Raw genomic sequence first — 13147 nt, 5'->3', positions numbered from 1 at the left:
CACGATCAGCGCCCGCCACGCATGCTTCTGGGCGGCGTTGCGGTCCCTGGCCACCGCCTCAAGGCGGTGGCGATCAGACGGCGTGATGGTGATCGAAACCCCGGTGCGCATGCGCCAGACTCGCATACGCGCCGACCGAGGGGAATCCCAAGCAGGACTCTTCCGTCAGGCAGAGACCACTAGTTCGTTTGGCGGTGCGGCCACGAGGGCCTTCATCGCTGCGGATTGCTACCCGCACGGGAGAAGTTGTGGTCATGCCGAAAGGATCGAAGAGGGCCGAGATTTGCCGTGCACCAACCCGGTCCTGTGCCTTCGAATATTCTTCAGTTTGTTCGCGGATAGAGTCGGTGATGAGTTTGAAGAGATCGAACATCGTCTTTGCTCCGGTGCCGCGTGCGAGCGGCTTTAAATCGAGAGTCAGAAGGTACGGACGCTGTGCAGGCTCCACCACTCGCCAAGGTCCAAGCTTTTCCACGCTGTTGGTCTCGCGGAACTACGTGGGGGAGCCACCGACCAAAGTCCGCGATGCGGACTTTTGATCTCGGTGATTGCGTCCCGGCATAGGGGTGGCGCTCCGGATGACCGTTTACGCCACCGCCCCCGCAGAAGGGGGCTGGACTTCACACTCGGCGGTCAGGCCGAGAGGTGGCTGATCAGGATCGAGACTCCGAGGCCGATCAGCGCGAGACCGCCGACCACTTCGGCCCACCGCCCGAACTGCGCCCCGATGAAGCGGCCAGCCAGCATGCCGCCAGTTGACATCAGGAATGTCGCTGCACCGATCGCGAGCGCGATGACCATGATGTTGACATCGAGGAAGGCAAGCGAGACGCCATACATGCGCTAACTCGGGTCGCCAGTCCCCGATTTTCAAACGTCTCAGATGGGTCGATTTTACCCCTTCGATCTCGGTCCGGAAGCTGACGCCGATGAGGCGGAAGCACACGATAGCCGCGGCCAGTGCCGCCTTGGCGGCCGCAGGTGATGACCGTCTCAGTGCCCTGCTGCCGTTCCCGTCGATTGATTCAACCGTGTCTCCCGCCGCCTCGCACGGCGCCCGCACGATACGACGGCAACCGCATCAATGCGGCTTTGGCTTCGCGCTCAAGAGTCTACGACCTAACCAGAGACTGCCGCCTCGCAAACCGCAGAATCACACCCAGCGATGCCGCGAGAGGTATCGCCAACAGCCTTGGCATGAGAATAGAAGAGGTGCTCGTTGCATCCATTCTGATAGCCACTCCTCTCCCCGTCCTCAAACCGACAATTGATGATGTTGGGTCCGCAAGGCCCGTGACGATTGGGCTGGGCAGCGAGCCGAAGGCGCTCGGCATAGCCCCCCGACATTTGCGACGAAGAACCGTTCGCCAACTTAACCGTAATTGGAGATGTTGGGCCAGTTGCGTTGCCCGGACGCACAAACACGTTACTATTACGTTAAGGAAATTATCGAGTTGCCGCGCGGATCGAGCCCAGCCGCGCGTTTTCAATCCAGTGGCGGGCGTTAACAGGTGAAGTCATGAATACGCTGCTCGCACTCCCTGTGGCCGCCCTGATTGGCCTCGCCGGTCTCGTCTTCACCGCCAGTGACGCTGAAGCCCAGCGCCGTGGAGTCGGTGCAGGTGGTGGTTACCGAGGTGGTGCGGTGGGTATTGGTTCCCGCGCTGGATACCGTGCCGCTGCCGTTGGCGGTGGCTACCGAGGTGGATATGGTGGCGCGTACCGTGCCGGATACCGTGGAGCCTACCGTGGGGCGGCATACCGTGGCGGTTACTACGGCAATCGTTACTACGGTGGCCGGGCGCTCGCAGCAGGCGTCGGACTCGCAGCCGGTGCTGCCTATTACGGCAACGGTTATGGCTACGGTTCTGGCTATGGCTACGCCGCGCCCGCCGCCTACGGTTCTGGCTATGCCACTCCCGCCGCCTACGGCTACAATGTCAATGGCGTCTATAGCGACGCTCCCTATGCCACCACCACGTATTCCGGCAGTGCATGTAATTGCAATCAGGGAACCGTGAGCGGCTATTCGCAGCCCGTCTACTACGGCACGCCGGCCTCAACTTACTATGGCGGCGGCGGCTACTACGGGGGAGGCTACTATGGCCGCGGATACTATGGCAGACCTGTCCTTCGTGCGGGCATTCGCCGCGCCGCATATTACAATAACCGACCAGTTGTTGGGCACTACGGTAGGCGCTGGTAAATCTCCAGCCCCAACAGGCATCAGCGCACTCGTCGAGCTCCTTGTTTGAGCGGAATAGACGTAGCTCAGCGGTGGGATGCTGGTCATGTGCATCCAAGCATGAGAGCACGGTAAGAGGTTCGACCGCGATGTTGAGCCTCTGGTGCCGTCAACTCCACTCGCGCCCCGCCATCCATTGCCGCAGCTTCGTCCGTCGGCATTTTCCGCCAGCCCTCACGGCCTTGGCCAGTGCGCGCTTCTGCCCGACGATGACGACCAGCCGCTTGCCCCGCGTCACGCCCGTGTAGGGGAGGTTGCGGGCCAGCATCATGTAGTGCTGGGTCGCGACCGGGATGACGACGGCGGGTCAGGTTCGCGACCGATCCCGACGTCTTTGAAGGGCGTCGAGGAGCAGTTACAGGGGCAGGCAACACGGGCCTCCGATGTGCCAATAGCAGAAGCCGGTTCTGCTTCGCCCGCCAGCCATGCCGCAGTCACGCGTGTGTCGCCGAAGGAGTGGGCGGCGAAGCGAGTTCGTGGAGTATGGTGACTAGCTCAGTGTGAACAGGCGATGTCCGATCACTGAACACCTCGATTGGATTTGCTTCAGTGAGCCGGTTGAGACGTGTGAGCAGGCGAATGCGCTGACGGTGGGTAAGTTTGGCTTCGGACGAGCGCCCGATGCCGCTGGGTGGCGGCCCAATCCTCGACATTCTGACCGGCCAAGCCTAGACAGCCGCCTGCCGTGCACGGAAGGGCGCCCCTCCATGAAACTCCGCCCCGACACGCTGGCGATGACCGCCGTCCTCGCCATGCTGACGGCGCTCGGCCCGCTCTCGACCGATTTCTACCTGCCCTCGCTGCCCGACATCGTCCGGGTGATGCAGACCGACATCGCCGGCGCGCAGGCGACGCTGTCGGTCTTCCTGTTCGGCTTCGCCGGCGGCCAGATCTTCTGGGGACCACTCTCCGACCGGGTCGGCCGCAGGCCGGTGCTGCTGGTGGGGCTCGGCATCTTCATGGTGTCGACATTGGCCTGCGCCTTCGCGCCCTCGATCGAGGCCCTGACCATCGCCCGCGCGGTCCAGGCGCTCGGCGCGTCGGGACCGATCGTGCTCAGCCGCGCCATGGTGCGCGATCTCTATGAGGGGCCGCGTGCCGGCCGCGAACTGGCCCGCATGGGGATGATCATGGGGCTGGTGCCGGCGATTGCGCCGGTGCTCGGCGGGGTGCTGCAGCAGGCCTTCGGCTGGCGCTCGACCTTCGTCGCCACGCTGGCCTTCGCCGCTGCCGTGGTGGCGATGGTGACGTTTCTTCTGCCCGAGACGATCCGGAACCGCTCGCGCGAGCCGCTCTCGCTGGGCTCCATCATCCGCGGCTTCGGCACGCTGTTCGCGAGTCGTGCCTTCCGCGTTTATGTCGCGCTGACGGCGCTGGCCTACGGCGGGCTCTTCGCCTTCATCTCCGGCTCGTCCTTCATACTGATCGACATCCATGGTCTGACGCCGGTCCAGTATGGCCTGTCCTTCAGCCTCGTCGTGCTTGGCTTCATTCTCGGCACGATCCTCGCGCAGCGTCTGGTCGCCCGCCGTGGCATGGACGGTGTCATCGCGCTCGGCGTGCGGTGCCTCGCCGGCGGAGGCCTTGCCATGCTGGTCTGCGTCGCTGGCGATTTCGGTGGCGTGGCCGGCGTTGTGCTGCCGATGGCGCTCTACACCTGTGGTGTCGGCCTCACGATGCCGCAGGCCCAGGCCTCGGCGATGATGCCCTTCCCGGATAGCGCCGGCGCGGCCTCATCCTTCACTGGGATCTGCCAGATGTTGTTCTCGGCCTGCGTCGGCCTCCTCGTCGGACATGCGCTGAAGAGCGGCGCGCTGCCGTTGCCGCTGGTGATGTCGGCGATCGGCGTCGCCGCGCTCGTGCTGTTCAGGGCGAGCGCCGCCGTGCGGGCGGCCAGGATCTAGCGGTCAGCCGTGACGCCCATCACTCGTCCGGTCCTAGTGAAATTAATTGCACATCATCGTGGAAAAAAAACCCGTAGTGCCGCGGCCACACGCTGGCTTCTACTGGGTTTCAATCACCCGGACTTCCCTCGGGAGGCCACCGGGGTGCCCGTTGGACTATCCGCTACTGCGGCTCCTCCGGCCGTCGAAGCGGGTCATGGAAAGATCTTGCAAGGCCCTATGGTGCTCCCGGTAAGCAACCTGGTCAAGAAATGACAGGATCAGCGTTCATAGGCGCTCGGATGGATCTCGTCGGCCTTGATGCGGGCAATGATGCCGTCCGCGTAGTCGGACACCCTGTCCCACGGCGCTGGTAATGCTCGTTCATGCCTCGCTCCGTCGGAAGAAGCGGATGGCTGCGCGGAGGGCCACTCGTGGCGGCAATGACGAGGCGAAGGCATTTGGTCGCGGCGATGCTGGTGGGCTTGCTCCTTTAGCGCAGGGCGGTCGCAGCCCGCTCGATCTCTGCCTTGTACGTGGCGCAGAACTGCGTCGGTCCGGCTGTCGACTCGGCCAGCACCCCGTCTCTCGCGGCCTCCATCGCGCTTCGCGGGATGGTTGGGATCTGTTGCTTTGCCCTCGCGAGAACGCCGGTGGGCAGTGATGTGCACTTGTCATGATAGGCCGTGACAAGCGCGATGCCGCGCGCGGCCCACTGGTCGTTCGCGGCGGCAGGCGACACTGCGCTCGCCGCGATGGCCGTCGCCAGCAGGGATGGGATCAGTTTCATCGTGCTTGCTCCAGCGATGAGGTGGCGCTTGGGTTCAGTCGACGCGGATGCTGCCACGCGCGATCAGGTTGCGGAGGGCCTCGTACTGGCTGCCCTCGCAAAATTCCGGCATCACGAAATTCTTGATCGCCGCGACCTTGTCCTGCGGCAACCGCGCGATGTCGGCAGCGCTGAACTCGCCCGCGAAGGGATGGCTGGCGAACAGCGCGAAGCCAGCGATGGCGAATAGGCGTTTCATCATGCTTGCTCCATGGTGAAGGCCGGAATTGGCGCTTTTTACTCCGCACCTGGTCAGGATGCGTGGATGCAGCGCTGGAAAGCCTCAACAGGCGGGGTCCGCCCTCAACGGCACCAGCACGACCGTTGCGCGGTCGCGTCTATGTGATGATGCTCGGCGCTGGCGATCCGCTCAGCGGAAAAGAGGGTGCAGCCGAAAAAGCCTGGCGTTGATCTGTCCGGAGAACCTGACCGGGTCGCCGTTCCTATAGCCCGCCAAGGTCCGCTCCGTCACGATGCTGCGGGGCATGACAATTTGCGTGGCGTCGTCATGGGTCGCAGCGCGTGCGGCTGATACCGCGAACACTGCAAGGGTGATGGCCAGAAGTGCGGTAGCCGATTTCATTGCTTGCTCCATTGGTGAAGACACTTGGACGGCGCTTCACGCCGCGTGCCGCATGGGCTCGCAGGGTCAGCGCAGGTGCGGCGGACGGCCTTCTAAAGCCGGATCATTTCGGCGCATGCGGCTTCGCGGTGACTGCCGGCTCAGCGACCTCAGCAGGGCTGCTCCTGATCCGGACGAACTGCGCCGTCGGCGCGCCCAGCGAACCAGCGGACGATGACCACCCCAAGCGCGAGGGTGGCGACGGCGCACGACCAGATGGCGAGGACCATGAGCATTACTCCTTTTTTTGGGTTCCTCTGCCTACCATGCGTCCGCCATGTCGGGCTTGTTCGTTCAAGCCATGCCCATGTCCATCGCCGCCAAGTGTCACGGGCCGTAGAGTAACTTGCCCTTGCCCGGGCTCGCTGCGTTCCTCTCGTCTGGCACCGCGCGTCGCGGGTGTTATTTTCGATGGCAATATTGCATATTCAAGCGCGCCTTATCATTTCATAGTCTGCACATTTGCCAATTGATTGTTGGGAATGGAGGTCGGGTGCGGCCTGAAACGGGAGCGACTGAGCCCGGGGGCCCGGCGGGGGATAGAGGAAACTGGCGGCTCCCTTTTGATGACACTCGCCGTCTACGCCCTGGTCGCTAGAGGGCTCATGTGATGACTGGCGCTGAAAATGCAGCGGGGAAGCAGCGGGGCACGCCCTTCAAGCCGGGCCAGTCGGGCAACCCGGCAGGCAAGGCTAAGGGAACCCGCCACAAAGTGACGCTCGCCCTTGAAGCCTTGCTGGAGGGCGAGGCCGAGGCCCTCACGCGCAAGGCCATCGAGTTGGGCCTGGGGCCGGCGACATGACGGCGTTCCGGCTGTGCATGGACCGGCTGGCTCCCGCCCGGCGCGACCGTCCAGTGACGTTCGACCTTCCCAGGTTCGAGACGGCGGGCGATCTGGCCAGGGCGACGCAGGCCATCCTGGAGGCAGTCGCGGCGGGCGAACTGACGCCGTCCGAAGCCGCTGAACTCGGCAGGCTGGTCGATGCCCATGCCAAGGCCATCGAGGTCACCGATCTGCACCGCAGGCTCCAGGCACTTGAAGGAGGGCGAGCATGACGAGGCCCAGCACTATGTCGCGACTGTCAGTGCGCATTGCGAAACTGGAGGCACGCCCCAACTATGGTGTGCGCTACATGATCAGTAACCGCCCGCCAAGCGATGAGGAACGGGAAGCGAACCTCACGGGCACACTCGACGATGGCCACGAGATGAGCCAGCTGCTGACAGAGGAAGAATGACAAGCAACGTTTTGCATGGGCGAACGGTTGCCGTACCATTTGGTTCTGTTGCAAACTCTTCAGTTACGGAGGTTAGGGCATCACCTTCCAGCCATTGGCGGGGGGATTTCAGATGTTCAAGGGCCGTCATTTCGACCGATCGGTGATCCTGCTGTGTGTTGGCTGGTATCTGGCCTACGGCCTGAGCCTGCGCGACCTGAAGGAGATGATGGCCGAGCGCGGCATCAGCATCGACCATTCCACGATCCACCGCTGGGTCGTCTACTTCTCGCCATTGCTGCTTGAGCGCTTCAACCGGCGCAAACGCGCCGTGACCGCCAAGTGGCATGCGGACGAGACGTACATCAAGGTCCGCGGACGGTGGATGTATCTCTATCGCGCCATCGACAGCGTTGGCGACACGGTCGAGTTYTGGTTCAGCGAACATCGGGATTGCGGCCAAGCGGTTCTTCCGCAAGGCGCTTGAACGCCATGGCCGGCCCGAGCGCATCGTCATTGACGGCAGCCAGACCAACCGGGAAGCCATCGTCTCATGTGATGCGACAAGCCGTCTTCAAGATCGSTCACGCCGCMAGCTGAAGCCGATCCGAATCCGGCAAAGCCAATACCTGAACAATCGGATCGAGCAGGATCATCGGCGGATCAAACGGCGAATCCGATCGATGCTTGGCTTAACATCATTCAAAAACGCCGCTGCAACCCTGGTCGGTATCGAGATGGTTCACATGATGCGCAAGCGACAGGCCAGATACGCCTACAATCCAAACCCGTCCATCGCAGCGCAGTTTGAGATTATCGCAGCGGCGTGAAACGGCACGAACCACCAAATTCTATGGCGCCGCGGGAATTTGCAACAGAACCATCAGAACCTGGGAAGCGCTCGACTTCGCGGATCGACTAATGCCCACCGAAAACGAGCAGCTTGATCGGCAGCACCGCCGCCTGAATGCGCAGCAGCAGAGCGTGGACGAGCCCCACCGCGTCGACGGCATGCAGGATCGCACTCCGCGTCGTGCTTAGCTTCCCCGAAGCGATCAGATCATGATTGCTGGTGTAGGCGTTGGCGATGCAGCTACTGCCGGGCACGACCCCATCCAGGCCACCCTCGTAGAGCGGTTCGAGAAAGGTCAGGATCGTGCCCGGCGCCCGCAACTGCTGGGCATCGACAAGCAGTTCGCTGGCGCGGAACTGCCCCGCCGCGATGAAGTCCTGCACATCGGTGACGACCATCGGGTCCAGGGCTTCGACAGGCAGGTGACCTCGGCGATCATGCCGACCTTGAGCACCTGAGCCTCGACCTGGCCGAATCCCGCCTGGAGGCTTTTTCGCCCGGCTTCCTCCGGAATCAGGATACCCGCCGGTCGCATCAACGGATTGACGACATCGCCGGCCCGAAGTGCGAACTGCTCGATACTGCCCAGCGAACCCTGCCCGGATGACCGTCTTGTCGAGTTCGACCTCGGCCTGGGCAAGTGACGATTGGGCACTCGCCTTCTCTGCCGGCGGCCCGGCCCTGCGGCCAATGCGGAGCGGCTGGCGGCTTGGTGCGGATGACATCCTCTAGGACCTCATTAGAAAGGTCCCGCTCCCCTCGTTAGAAGTGTCACGTTCCCTGCGGCGTAGCACTCGGGGAGATGCAGGTTATGACGGTGCTCTCGATGATCCGTGTCGAGCGCAGGGCGCCCGCACGATACGGCTGTCGAACTCCGCGCGCATGATCTAGTCGAGGGGGCTCTTGTCGCCCGCCCGCGTTGGAGTCAGCGACCGATCCCAACGTCTTCACCCTGAATGGCGTCGGGGAACAGCGCCCTGGCCCAAGGCGCAGGATGAGCCAGCACCCACATGAAGACCGTCTACGTGCCTTCCTGCCCGTTCGAGCCGTGACGCCCGTCGCCACACAGCGCTGCACGATGCGGCTGTTGGACTCCGTGCGCATGATCCGGGTCGAGGAGGCTTTGTCGCCCGCGCTGGAGACTGCGACCGATGCCGCAGCAAATCGCCCGAGCCAATGCCTGCCGGCCGCGGTGGCAGGCCAGCAACGCTCGTCCGGTGACCGACAGCCGTTGGCTGCGCCGATTTGAAGCCGCCTGAGCCTACCACTAGCGGACGTCCCGAAGGTCGCAGGAGGGTGGAGTGCCGACGTTTGATCGGTGACGCATATCGTCTGCTAACGGTCGTAGTGGACCTCCCTGGAATCTTCCGGCTTCAGCGACTTCGATTGGTCGAAGGGCGGGCTTCGGCTTCATTGGATCTTGCATCAAGCCTGCCTTCGAACGTCGGTGGTCCCATCGTCGTAACGAACATCGCGACCAGGCGACTTTTGCGCACTGCCTGACATTGACCGGGCTTGCGCCGGGATTGAAGATGCTCCTCGAGAGCGGAGGCATTCGGCATGGGCGACGTCCTTCTCCAACTCTGGTATTCGGATTGGGTTCTACTGGCGTTCACGGTCCTGATCTTCGAGGTGCCGCGCTATACCTTTTCCCTGGTTTCCCTGACCGCGCTGACGTTGGGCCGACAGCGCCCGCATGCCGTTGCCCCGGCGCGGCGGGTCAGCGTCGTGATGCCTGCCTTCAACGGGGCCGATGGTCTGCTCCATTCGATCGCCTCGCTGCGCGCCCAGACATCCCCGCCCTTCGAGATCATTGTGATCGATGACGGGTCGGTCGATGAAACCCTCGCCATCGCCGAGCGCGCTCGCGCGGATGGGCTGATCGACCTCGTGATCCATCACACGAACCGCTGTGGGCGCAGCGCCGGCGTGAATGCGGGAGCGCGTTTCGCGCGCGGCGACCTGATCCTGACGGTCGATCCAGACACCGTCTTCGCCCCCACTGCGCTGGCCCTTATGACGGCAGCGTTCTCAGATCCACGCATGGCCGCGGTGAGCTGCAACATCAGCGTCAAGAACGAGAGCGCATCGATCTGGACCGAACTTCAAGCTCTTGAATACCTGATGTCGATCAGTGCTGGAAAGGCATTCCTCCGTCAGTTCGAGGGCATCTCGTGCACCTCCGGCGCCTGCTCGCTCTATCGTCGCGACATCTTTCTCTACCGTGGTGGACTTGATGTCGGGCCAGGTGAGGATATCGAGTTCACCCTGAGACTGCGGCGCTTCGGATACCGGATCGGCTTCGTTCCCGAGGCTTGGGCCGCGACAATGGCGCCGGAATCGTTCATCTCGCTCGCCCGCCAGAGGCAACGCTGGGATAGAGATGCCCTGCGAGTGCGCCTTATCCAGTACCGCGAAGCCTGGCCCTTCAGGTCCGAAAGCCTGGCCGATACGCTGCAGCGTCTGGACTTCCTGATCTTTGATCTGGTCCCGACACTGTCTTTGCCCTTCTATCTTGCCTATTGCACCGTGCTCTTCGGACCGGCCACACTGACGTTCCTTGCCGGAGTCAGCCTGCTGTTGCTGGCTCTCAACCTGTTCAATATCGCGTTGGCCGGCCTGCTGTTCAATCACAAGCCGCGCCTGTTCAATGTACTGATCGCTCCGGTCTTTCCAATTTACCAGGGCCTGCTGATGAAGGCGGTTCGTTTCTGGGCCTTCACGAGCGAACTGCTCTTTTCTGTCTCGCGCCACGACGACTTCGTGCCCCCACGCGTCCGGCGCGCCCTGCTGACGCCCGATCTTTGACGGAGCGATCGCCATGAACCGCGAGATTGAACGCCTCGACACCCGGGTTCCAGACCCGGTCGAAAGTCGCCGTGCGGGCGCGGGACGTATTGTCCGTTTCATCTACGCCGCCCTGGTTTTCGGTGTTCTCGGCTTCTTCATTGTCAGTTTTGGTCTGCCGCTGATCTTCCTAGACGGTCCTGGCGTGGTCTCGGCGCCGCGCACGGTCATTTCGCCGCCCTATCTTGTCCAGATCAAGCGGATGGATGTGGGGCCGGGCTCGGTCGTACAGGAGGGCACGCCGATCGCCGAGGTGATTTCGCCCCAGATCGAAGTCGTCGCTTCAGGCCTTCTGCAGACCCTCGCCGATATCACGGGCCGCGAGATTGAACTCCGGGTCAAGGCACGCGTCTCGCTTGCAGCCATCGAGCCTGCCCGCGCGCGATCGCAGTTGGCCGAGGAAGCCTTCCAGCGTCTGGAGCGCAGCGCAGACCTTGGGACCGCCAGCCTGATCTATCGCAGCGATGTGCTCAGGGAGCGCTCCCTGGCGGTCCAGAACCTCGTGGTGCTGGAAGCGGAAGCCGAGGAGGGGGCGGCGCAGCTGGTGCGTCTGACTGCTGTGAGACAGGAAGTCCGCGGGCAGTTTGACAAGGTCCGGAGGGAATTCAACGACGGTATCATCCTGTCACCGGTGAGTGGTATTATTTCGAACCAGACGCGCCAGGCGGGCGAAACAATTGCAGCGGCAACGGCGATCGCCGAGGTCTATCTGTCCAAGGACATCTATGTCGATTGGTACATTCCCGATTTCAGGATGATTGATCCCAAGCCCGGACAGCGGGTCTTCGTCGTCTTCGGGAGAACCCGTTACGCAGCCACCCTCACCGAGGTCCTTCCCATCTCGGACCAGCTCGATGCGCGTCGCGGGTCGGTCTTTCGGCAGCCGGATTCAGGCCAGATCGGACGCGTCCGCTTCGATGCGGGAGTGCAGCCACCAACGCTGAACTCCACTGTGAGCGTCCACATGTATTACTCCGAGTTCACGGACAGCATCGCACGACGGCTGATGTGGCTGTTCAATCTCGCCTAGCGCGGCTGCGATGACCAGCCCCCCACTGCCCGATCAATGCGACATCTGCAGGAGCGGCGACGTCGAGCGTCATCGCGTCATCCACCACATGATCTGTGCCTATATCGGTCCAGAATACGATTTCGCTCGCAGCGGAGATGAACGGCACTGCCCCAAATGTCGCAGGCGATTGCTGGGCGCTGGGCGGGACTGGGAGGTTGTGGCGGCGAGCCTCCAATGCCGCATATGTCGCAGGGAGATCGTTGTCCCTGAGGTCGCTGATCCCAATCCGTAGCCCAAAATGCACGCCCCTCCGCACAGGACATCCAGCATGATCTCGGAAATACTCATTGACGAGGTCGAGCGGGGGAGTGGGTCTGACCCCAGACTGGATGCGGACACCCTGCGTGCCCTAGGCTTCACATCGCAAGGCGACGGTCACTGGCGTTTTGAGGGGATGACCATCTGGAACAGTGCGCGGTCCGTGACCAAATCGCTTGATCTCGTGATCGCACTTGTCGAGTGGAGGCTGCCCGATCTGGAGTGGCACTCCAGTGGACAGAAGACTCCCCGCGCGCGTTACACGGCGTTGATCCGTTCCGGGAGTGAACTGGGGCGCAATTTCGAGGGGACAGCGACGTCTCCGGCTCGTGCGCTTCTGGGGGCATTCCTGCGAGCCGTGCGGGCAGAGAGGCACGGCGAGTGAAGCCGGCGGCTGTCTCCTTCGTCATTCGTTGTGGTCACTGGAGGACGATGGGGCAGAGTCCGAGATGGGTCGATTCTGCCCTTTCGATGTCGGTTTGAAAGCTGACTTTGATCGTTCGCCTTCAACTCGGCTTCTTCGCCCTAATCTTCTCAGCTAATCAGTCTGCCGACTTCGGCAGCACGCCCATGACCGCCCGTCCGCGCTCAGTGAGCGCGTAGCTGTTGACGCCCATCCACGCTGGCGCGGGCGYCCACTCGATCAGACCTTTCCGGATCAGTTCCTCGCGCGCCTTGCCCGGCCGCAATTCGACGCAGCCCCTGTCTGGCCGAAACAGGTGCAAGATCCAGATTTCATCGCGCGTCAGCATCTGGKTCCGGCTTTCATCCGTTCTCGCYGAGCGCCTACCTGCGAACGCGTTGGTTCGCCGTCCTCTGCTGAATCACGATCGACCAGTCGAACAGTCACCGCAACGTTGCGTYGTGAACGGCGCAAGTAATTGTCGGTRTTAAATTTAGACCCGGTTTAACCCCTAACCGCGACGGCCGGCGGCGCTAATGCAACGCCTGTCGGCGTATGAGTATTGGGCGGAAGACTTCTTCTCGAACGCCATGCACATATTGTATCGCGATAGGTATGAGAGCTGATCGATGCTCCACCATGCGCCGAGGCCCGTAAGGAACGCGCAGGCGGCAAGAAAGATTTGCGTCGAGACCGGCAGGGTGCTCCAGCGTGCGAGCCAAGCGCTGATGGCATTCATGTAGTCGCTCTTTCATTTTAAGGCGCAGGCTAGGTATCCTGTTCATCCCGCCGCGTTTTGTTGATTCCCGCCATTCTGTTGACGAAACACGCCCTGCGCGTGCAATCCGCTTCGGTCCTGTCGATTGCGTGCCGCAGCCCGAACAACTCGCTGGTCGGTCAGCGCTAGCGGCTTGTCAT

At 62.6% G+C, this 13147-nt stretch carries 14 protein-coding genes and 3 pseudogenes; 9 read left to right on the top strand and 8 right to left on the bottom strand.

Annotated features, from left to right (window positions below; translation table 11 throughout):
- Positions 1 to 73 precede the first annotated feature (73 nt).
- Positions 74 to 373, bottom strand: coding sequence for a hypothetical protein (locus AC1DW9_RS35030; protein ID WP_476776783.1), 300 nt, complete (start codon positions 371 to 373; stop codon positions 74 to 76).
- Between the two features lie 260 nt (positions 374 to 633).
- Complete coding sequence (locus AC1DW9_RS35025) at positions 634 to 840, bottom strand: manganese efflux pump (protein ID WP_441509075.1); 207 nt, start codon at positions 838 to 840, stop codon at positions 634 to 636.
- Between the two features lie 679 nt (positions 841 to 1519).
- Between AC1DW9_RS35025 and AC1DW9_RS35020 the strand changes: the two genes are divergently transcribed.
- Positions 1520 to 2206: a hypothetical protein gene (locus AC1DW9_RS35020; protein WP_476776784.1), complete on the top strand. Its 687-nt coding sequence runs from the start codon at positions 1520 to 1522 to the stop codon at positions 2204 to 2206.
- 148 nt (positions 2207 to 2354) lie between these two features.
- On the opposite strand, the pseudogene AC1DW9_RS35015 reads toward AC1DW9_RS35020, so the two are convergent.
- Positions 2355 to 2552: pseudogene (locus AC1DW9_RS35015) on the bottom strand (ATP-binding domain-containing protein); the annotation flags it as partial.
- A gap of 400 nt (positions 2553 to 2952) precedes the next feature.
- On the opposite strand from AC1DW9_RS35015, the gene AC1DW9_RS35010 reads away from it, so the two are divergent.
- Entirely contained in the window at positions 2953 to 4149 is a 1197-nt protein-coding gene (locus tag AC1DW9_RS35010) for a multidrug effflux MFS transporter (RefSeq protein WP_441509077.1), read from the top strand.
- A 472-nt stretch (positions 4150 to 4621) separates the two neighbouring features.
- Here the strand turns inward: AC1DW9_RS35010 and AC1DW9_RS35005 are convergent, their stop codons facing one another.
- From AC1DW9_RS35005 to AC1DW9_RS34995, 3 genes are all read right to left on the bottom strand, one after another.
- Positions 4622 to 4918 carry a hypothetical protein gene (locus AC1DW9_RS35005; protein WP_441509078.1) on the bottom strand — a complete coding sequence of 99 codons (297 nt, stop codon included), beginning with the start codon at positions 4916 to 4918 and terminating at the stop codon, positions 4622 to 4624.
- Positions 4919 to 4952: 34 nt separating this feature from the next.
- Positions 4953 to 5156 (bottom strand): hypothetical protein, encoded by a 204-nt coding sequence (locus AC1DW9_RS35000; RefSeq protein WP_476776785.1) that lies wholly within the window; start codon positions 5154 to 5156, stop codon positions 4953 to 4955.
- A gap of 171 nt (positions 5157 to 5327) precedes the next feature.
- Entirely contained in the window at positions 5328 to 5540 is a 213-nt protein-coding gene (locus AC1DW9_RS34995; protein WP_441509080.1) for a hypothetical protein, read from the bottom strand.
- 649 nt (positions 5541 to 6189) lie between these two features.
- Here AC1DW9_RS34995 and AC1DW9_RS34990 point away from each other — a divergent pair.
- From AC1DW9_RS34990 to AC1DW9_RS34975, 4 genes and pseudogenes are all read left to right on the top strand, one after another.
- Positions 6190 to 6381, top strand: coding sequence for a DUF5681 domain-containing protein (locus AC1DW9_RS34990; RefSeq protein WP_476776786.1), 192 nt, complete (start codon positions 6190 to 6192; stop codon positions 6379 to 6381).
- Positions 6378 to 6635, top strand: coding sequence for a hypothetical protein (locus AC1DW9_RS34985; protein WP_476776787.1), 258 nt, complete (start codon positions 6378 to 6380; stop codon positions 6633 to 6635). The genes AC1DW9_RS34990 and AC1DW9_RS34985 overlap by 4 nt, the downstream gene beginning before the upstream one ends.
- Positions 6632 to 6817 (top strand): hypothetical protein, encoded by a 186-nt coding sequence (locus AC1DW9_RS34980; protein WP_476776788.1) that lies wholly within the window; start codon positions 6632 to 6634, stop codon positions 6815 to 6817. Before AC1DW9_RS34985 ends, AC1DW9_RS34980 begins: the two co-directional genes overlap by 4 nt.
- A 112-nt stretch (positions 6818 to 6929) precedes the next feature.
- Positions 6930 to 7626, top strand: a pseudogene (locus AC1DW9_RS34975) (IS6 family transposase).
- An 88-nt stretch (positions 7627 to 7714) separates the two neighbouring features.
- Here AC1DW9_RS34975 and AC1DW9_RS34970 read toward each other — a convergent pair.
- Positions 7715 to 8320 (bottom strand): annotated as a pseudogene (locus tag AC1DW9_RS34970) (HlyD family secretion protein); the annotation flags it as partial.
- 889 nt (positions 8321 to 9209) lie between these two features.
- Between AC1DW9_RS34970 and AC1DW9_RS34965 the strand changes: the two are divergent.
- The 3 genes from AC1DW9_RS34965 to AC1DW9_RS34955 are packed head-to-tail and all read left to right on the top strand — an operon-like array spanning position 9210 to position 11800.
- Entirely contained in the window at positions 9210 to 10457 is a 1248-nt protein-coding gene (locus AC1DW9_RS34965; protein ID WP_476776789.1) for a glycosyltransferase family 2 protein, read from the top strand.
- Positions 10458 to 10470: 13 nt separating this feature from the next.
- Positions 10471 to 11526, top strand: a complete 1056-nt coding sequence (locus AC1DW9_RS34960; RefSeq protein WP_441509155.1) for an HlyD family secretion protein — start codon at positions 10471 to 10473, stop codon at positions 11524 to 11526.
- A 10-nt stretch (positions 11527 to 11536) separates the two neighbouring features.
- Entirely contained in the window at positions 11537 to 11800 is a 264-nt protein-coding gene (locus AC1DW9_RS34955) for a TackOD1 domain-containing metal-binding protein (protein WP_441509156.1), read from the top strand.
- Between the two features lie 568 nt (positions 11801 to 12368).
- Here AC1DW9_RS34955 and AC1DW9_RS34950 read toward each other — a convergent pair.
- Entirely contained in the window at positions 12369 to 12578 is a 210-nt protein-coding gene (locus AC1DW9_RS34950) for a hypothetical protein (protein ID WP_476855341.1), read from the bottom strand.
- Positions 12579 to 13147: the final 569 nt, after the last annotated feature.

Source organism: Allobosea sp. P4_E12, from assembly GCF_056401655.1.
This window is presented reverse-complemented; position numbering and strand designations above follow the sequence as displayed.